This is a genomic window from Prolinoborus fasciculus, assembly GCF_056724605.1.
In genome coordinates, this window is sequence record NZ_JBWZQN010000156.1 from 1 (window position 1) to 730 (window position 730).

1 pseudogene is annotated in these 730 nt (G+C 40.5%); it reads right to left on the reverse strand.

The window, feature by feature from the left end:
- Positions 1-730 (reverse strand): annotated as a pseudogene (locus AC1P5O_RS16695) (IS3-like element ISAba19 family transposase); the annotation flags it as partial.

A 730-nucleotide genomic window follows, 5' to 3' on the forward strand; every position in this document is an offset into this window, starting at 1 on the left:
GACCTAACGGATTAATCTTATCATAGTACATTGCTTCAAACTCAAAAGGCGATACATAACCCAGTGCACTGTGTACACGCTTTTTGTTGAACCAATCTACCCAATTTAATGTCGCAAGTTGTACATCCGCTAAACCTTGCCAATCTGCTTTTAAATATTCAATCACTTCTGTTTTGTATAAGCCATTCACCGTTTCAGCCAAAGCATTATCGTATGAATCACCTGTCGTACCGACTGATGCTCGTAAATTTGCTGCTTCTAAACGATTGGTATAGCGAATAGAAAGATATTGAACACCTCTATCTGAATGATGAATCACATTCTTAGGCATACCTCGATCGTGCAATGCTTGCTCCAATGCATCGAGCACCATATCTGTATTCATCCGTGTAGATACTTTCCATCCAACAATTGCTCGTGAGAACACGTCAATAACAAATGCGGTATATACCCAGCCTGAATGAGTTTGAATATACGTAAAGTCACCCACCCATAGTTGGTTTGGATGATCAGCATTAAAATTACGTTTCACTAAATCATCTGCCCGTTTTTGGTCATCTCGGTTACGGGTGGTTTGTTTATTCTTACCACGCCAAACACCTTGTATACCTAGCTTTTGCATCAATCGAGCAACTGTACAACGTGCAATCACATAGCCTTCACGTTTCAGTTGTTGCCAGACCTTACGCACACCGTATCGACCTGAACTTTCTTTCCAAATTCGCTTAAT